The organism is Duganella lactea, from assembly GCF_009857505.1.
In the GTDB taxonomy this organism is placed as follows: Bacteria; Pseudomonadota; Gammaproteobacteria; order Burkholderiales; family Burkholderiaceae_D; genus Rugamonas; species Rugamonas lactea.
Window position 1 is genome coordinate 1 of the sequence record NZ_WWCP01000077.1, and the last position, 4,720, is coordinate 4,720.

The window sequence follows — 4,720 nt, forward strand, 5'->3', positions numbered from 1 at the left end:
TTCCCAGAGCCTTGAGCTCTTTGAAGGGTCGTTCGAGACCAGGACGTTGATAGGTCAGGTGTGGAAGTGCAGTAATGCATTAAGCTAACTGATACTAATTGCCCGTACGGCTTGTCCCTATAACCTTAGCAGGTTATATCGAATAAGAAGTACGTTGAAACGTTCGTTGATACACTTCATTACCTAAAACAATTACTTGATAAACGGTATAAATCGTTTATAATACTGTCTTCCAGATTTCATGGCTTCACGGAGAAAAACGTGAATGCTAGTACAAGTTAAAGCTTGATGACCATAGTAAGTCGGTCCCACCCCTTCCCATCCCGAACAGGACCGTGAAACGACTCTACGCCGATGATAGTGCTGCAACCAGTGTGAAAGTAGGTTATCGTCAAGCTAGTTATTCATAAAAAAGCCCGCTCAGCATCCTGTGCGGGCTTTTTTTATTTCCACGAAGTTATAAAAAAGGTATTATTTGCTTCTTTCTAATTTGAGGAAGCATCATGAAGATCTGGATTCCAGCGGCCTCCCTGGCCGTGCTGCTGACTGCCTGCGGCGGTTCCGACACTGCGTCCACCACACCGCGAACCAAGACCATGGCCCTGACCGTACAGGGTGCCGAGCATGCGCCGTCGGAATACACGCGGCTGCTGCAAAGCATTTACATCGGCTTCTTCGGCCGTCCAGCAGACGCCCTAGGGCTGCAATTCTGGAGTAAGATTTTCAGTGAGCGCAATCTGCCGCTGACCGCGCCCGAACTGATTGCCGCCTATGCCAACAACGCCGAACTGCGCACCACGCTGGATGCCTTTGCCGCCAGCCAAGAGTTTGGCGATCTGTACGTGAACAATCATGCGTCGTTTATCAATGCTCTGTACCTGAATGCCTTTAATCGCAATGCCGAGGCGGCAGGCATCGAGTTCTGGTCCAGCCTGCTGGATAGCAAGCAGCTGATGCCGGCGCAGGTGGTGCTGAGCATCGTCGGCGGCGCGCAGAATGATGATGCGGTGGTCGTGGCCAAAAAAATCGAGGCGGCGACCTTATTTACTTCGCTGCTCGACACGTCAGGAAAAATTCTCGCTTATGACGGCGCTCGCGTTAATAGCGCCGTCCGCACCCTGCTATCGACGATCACGGCTGGCACCGACATGGCGGCTTTCCGTGCCGAGATCGACGCATTCATCGCAACGATGGAGGACATCCCTGGGCCATTCCCGGCGGTGTCCTACTATGCGGGCTATCATTATTTGCAGGACGTCACCGGCAACGCGCCGCTGTATGCCGCCAACTATACCTACGGCGTTGGCGGTGTCGCGCAGCCAGCCTCAAGTGGTAAATTGAGCTTTGGCCAGCAAAGCCAGACCATCGGATTTTCTCGTGTCGGCACCGACTTTATCTATGACGCGCCGGTGATCGCCAGCGCCGGTATCGGCGGCGGCACTCTGCCGGCGGTCAGCATGTTGTGCCAGAGCGTCGCCACGCCGGATGGCAGCGCGAGCAAATCGACCGACGTGCTGGTGGCTCGCTCAGCCACCCAGCTGGTGGACGCTGCCGCGCTGGCGAACCAGACTTTCACTGTCTATCGCGAGAATTGCGTCAAGGGCGGCAGCAATCTGAAATCCATCTCGTTTGATGCCCAGGGTAACGGCACCTTCCCGAGCGGTTCGGGCGTGCTGACGCTCAATCCCGTTGTGGTGACGCGGCTGCTCAATGGCCAGGTACTGCCGGATCTGTCGACGGGCAAATTCCTGGTGTTCTCGGCCTACCGCTACCAGCGCGCCGATCAAAGCACGGGCTACGTCATCGTCCAGCACCTGGGCAACCAGAAGACCGGCGTGACCGAAGGCGCACTGGCGATCTGGTCGCAGGAGTAAGCCTTACCTGAGCGGTGCCGACATCGGCAAGGTCAGCGTGATGCGGGTGCCTCCGCCCACTTCGCTGCTGACGTCGATGCGGCCACCGAGTATCTCGGTGACGATGTTGTGCACGATGTGCAGTCCCAGTCCCGAACCGCCCACTCCCAGCTTGGTGGTGAAGAAAGGATCGAAGATGCGCTGGAGGTCTGCGCGCGGTATGCCGACGCCATGGTCCTCCACGCTCAGCGTTACCCATCCCTGCGCCGACAGTTGCGCGGTCACCGCAATCAGGCCTTCACAGCGCCCCTCATAGCCGTGCAGGATGGCGTTGTTGATCAGGTTGGTCACCACCTGGCCCAGCGGGCCTGGATAGCTGTCCATCATCAGATCCGGCGGCACCCGCCGCTCGATCACGAACGGCGTGCGCTTAATGGTCGGCTGCAAGGTCAGCAGGTTGGCGGCGATGACTTCCTCCAGCAAAAAGCTGCGCCGCTGCGAGCTGGTCTGGTCGACCGCCACCTGCTTGAAGTTGGTGACGATGTCGGCCGCGCGGTGCAGGTTGCGACTCAGGATGTCGACCGACAGCCGCGCGTTCTCGATATATTTTTCAAATTCCTTGCGCGTGACGCCGCCTTCGCCGGTCATATGGTGATGGATGTCGTCGGTCTGCATCTCGAACGTGGTGGAGGCCATCAGGCTGTTGCCGATCGGCGTGTTCAGTTCGTGCGCGATGCCGGCCACCAGCGCGCCCAGCCCGGCCAGCTTTTCATTGCGCACCAGATCTTCGCGCGCGCGATCCAGCGTGGCCACCATGTCCTGCAGTTCGCGGGTGGCGCGGCGCAGCGCCAGATGGGTGTTGACGCGGGCCAGCACTTCCTCAATCTGGAAGGGCTTGGTGATGTAGTCGACACCGCCGGCGTCGAAGCCGGTGACTTTCTGTTTGGGATCGGTAAGGCCGGTCATGAAGATGACCGGCACATCCTTGGTCCGCTTGCCGGCCTTGAGGCGGCGGCAGGTTTCAAAGCCATCGATATCGGGCATGACCACATCGAGCAGGATCAGGTCCGGCTCGGCGAACTCGGCGCGCATCAGACCCTCGGCCGCGGTTTGCGCCAGCACGATCAGGAAGCCGTGCCGTTCCAGCCGGTCCAGCAGGGCGGTGAGGTAGGACGGCGAATCGTCGACGATCAGGATCGTCGGCATCGGCACCACGGGGACCTCGCTTTGGTTCATCGCGCACCCTGAGCTCTACACGGTGCGGCCAGTATATAACGGGCGTCAGAACAAGCCGAGGCCTTTCAGCATCACCACCAGGATCAGCAGCGGCGACACGTAGCGCAGCAGGAAAAAGACCACGCCCGTCACAGTGGCGTTGCGCAGCGCTCCCTGGTTGGACAGCGCGCGCTGGAAGTTGTCGCGACCCCACACCCAGCCCACAAACAAGGCTAGCGAAATGCCACCCAGTGGCAGCAGCACGTTGGACGAGGCAAAGTCGAACAGGTCGAACATATTCATGCCGAACAGTTTGAAGTCGGCCAGCACATTGTTGGTCAGCGCGCAGCTGGAGCCCAGCACGATCAGCATGGCGATGGTCAGCACGGTCGCCCTGGTGCGGCTCAGGCCGAAGCGTTCGTGCAGGATCACCACTGGCACCTCCATCATCGACAGCATGGCGCCGGTGGCGGCCACGGCGGCCAGCGCAAAGAAGGCGATCATCAGCAGGTGGCCGCCGGGAATTTGCGAGAACACCGCCGGAATCGTGATGAACACCAGTGACGGCCCGGCCGACGGCTCAAAGCCGAAACTGAACACCGCCGGGAAGATGGCGATGCCGGCCAGCATGGAGACAAACAGGTCGGCCAGCATCACGCGCATGGTGGTGGCGGGAATGTTCTGATCGTCGCGGAAGTAGGAGCCGTAGGTCATCATCGTGCCCATGCCCAGCGACAGTTTGAAGAAGGCCAGACCCATGGCGGTCAGGACCACGCCCGCCGTGATCTTGTTGAAGTCCGGCTTGAACAGGAAGGCGATGCCTTCCGCCACCTTGGGGAGCGTCAGGCTGACCGCGCACAGCACCAGCAACAGCAGGAACAGCACCGGCATCAGTTTCTTGGTGATGCCTTCGATGCCCTTGGTGACGCCCATCAGCAGAATGCCGCCGATCAGGATCAGCACGCCCCATTGCCACAGCAGCGACTGCAGCGGATCGCTGATCAGCGCGCCGAAGGCCGCTTCGGTCACCTGGCGGTCGCTGCTGAGGATGCTGCCACCGATCGCCTTGAACACATAGGCAAACACCCAGGCCACCACTTCCGAGTAGAAGGACAGAATCAGGAAGGCGGCCAGCATGCCGCTGGCGCCGATTAGCCACCAGGGCAGACTCTTCTTTGGCGCCAGGCGTTGCAGCGTGGTGATCGGGTTGGCCTTGGCGGCGCGGCCCATTGTGATCTCGGCGATCATCACCGGCAGGCCAATCATCAGCGTGGCCAGCAGATAGATCAACAGGAAACCGGCGCCGCCATTGGCGCCGGTGAGGGAAGGGAACTTCCAGATATTACCGAGACCAACCGCGGAGCCGAGCGTGGCGGTCAACACGCCGAAGCTGGAACTGAAGCCGCTGCGGCCCATCGTCTTATTGTTCATCGCATTTTGCTGAGGTTTTTGAGGACGAGATTGTAGCAGTTGAAAAAAGAGGGTTGACGGAATGAATGCCGACCGGCATAATCTTGTCGTCTTCGCTGACGAACAAAACGATTCGCAGCAAGCAGTAACAGATCTTTAAAAATTTACAGTCGATAAATGTGGGCGTTTGATGCTGCAACAAAAAGCATTAAATGCTCAACAAAGAAATATTCAGTAGAAAT

Annotated in this window: 3 protein-coding genes and 2 rRNA genes; 3 read left to right on the top strand and 2 right to left on the bottom strand. The window is 58.8% G+C overall.

The features are described 5' to 3' along the window. The 3 genes from GTP44_RS26630 to GTP44_RS26640 form a co-directional block, all read left to right on the top strand. A 23S ribosomal RNA gene (locus GTP44_RS26630) occupies positions 1-119 on the top strand; the annotation flags it as partial. A gap of 165 nt (positions 120-284) precedes the next feature. Continuing rightward, a 5S ribosomal RNA gene (gene rrf / locus GTP44_RS26635) occupies positions 285-397 on the top strand. Positions 398-503: 106 nt separating this feature from the next. Beyond that, complete coding sequence (locus GTP44_RS26640; RefSeq protein ID WP_161021782.1) at positions 504-1,874, top strand: DUF4214 domain-containing protein; 1,371 nt, start codon at positions 504-506, stop codon at positions 1,872-1,874. A gap of 3 nt (positions 1,875-1,877) precedes the next feature. Here GTP44_RS26640 and GTP44_RS26645 read toward each other — a convergent pair whose 3' ends face one another. Together GTP44_RS26645 and GTP44_RS26650 are read right to left on the bottom strand one after the other, a co-directional pair. Then, complete coding sequence (locus GTP44_RS26645; protein ID WP_161021783.1) at positions 1,878-3,089, bottom strand: sensor histidine kinase; 1,212 nt, start codon at positions 3,087-3,089, stop codon at positions 1,878-1,880. Between the two features lie 45 nt (positions 3,090-3,134). Continuing rightward, positions 3,135-4,499 carry a sodium-dependent transporter gene (locus tag GTP44_RS26650; protein ID WP_161021784.1) on the bottom strand — a complete coding sequence of 455 codons (1,365 nt, stop codon included), beginning with the start codon at positions 4,497-4,499 and terminating at the stop codon, positions 3,135-3,137. Between the last annotated feature and the right edge of the window lie 221 nt (positions 4,500-4,720).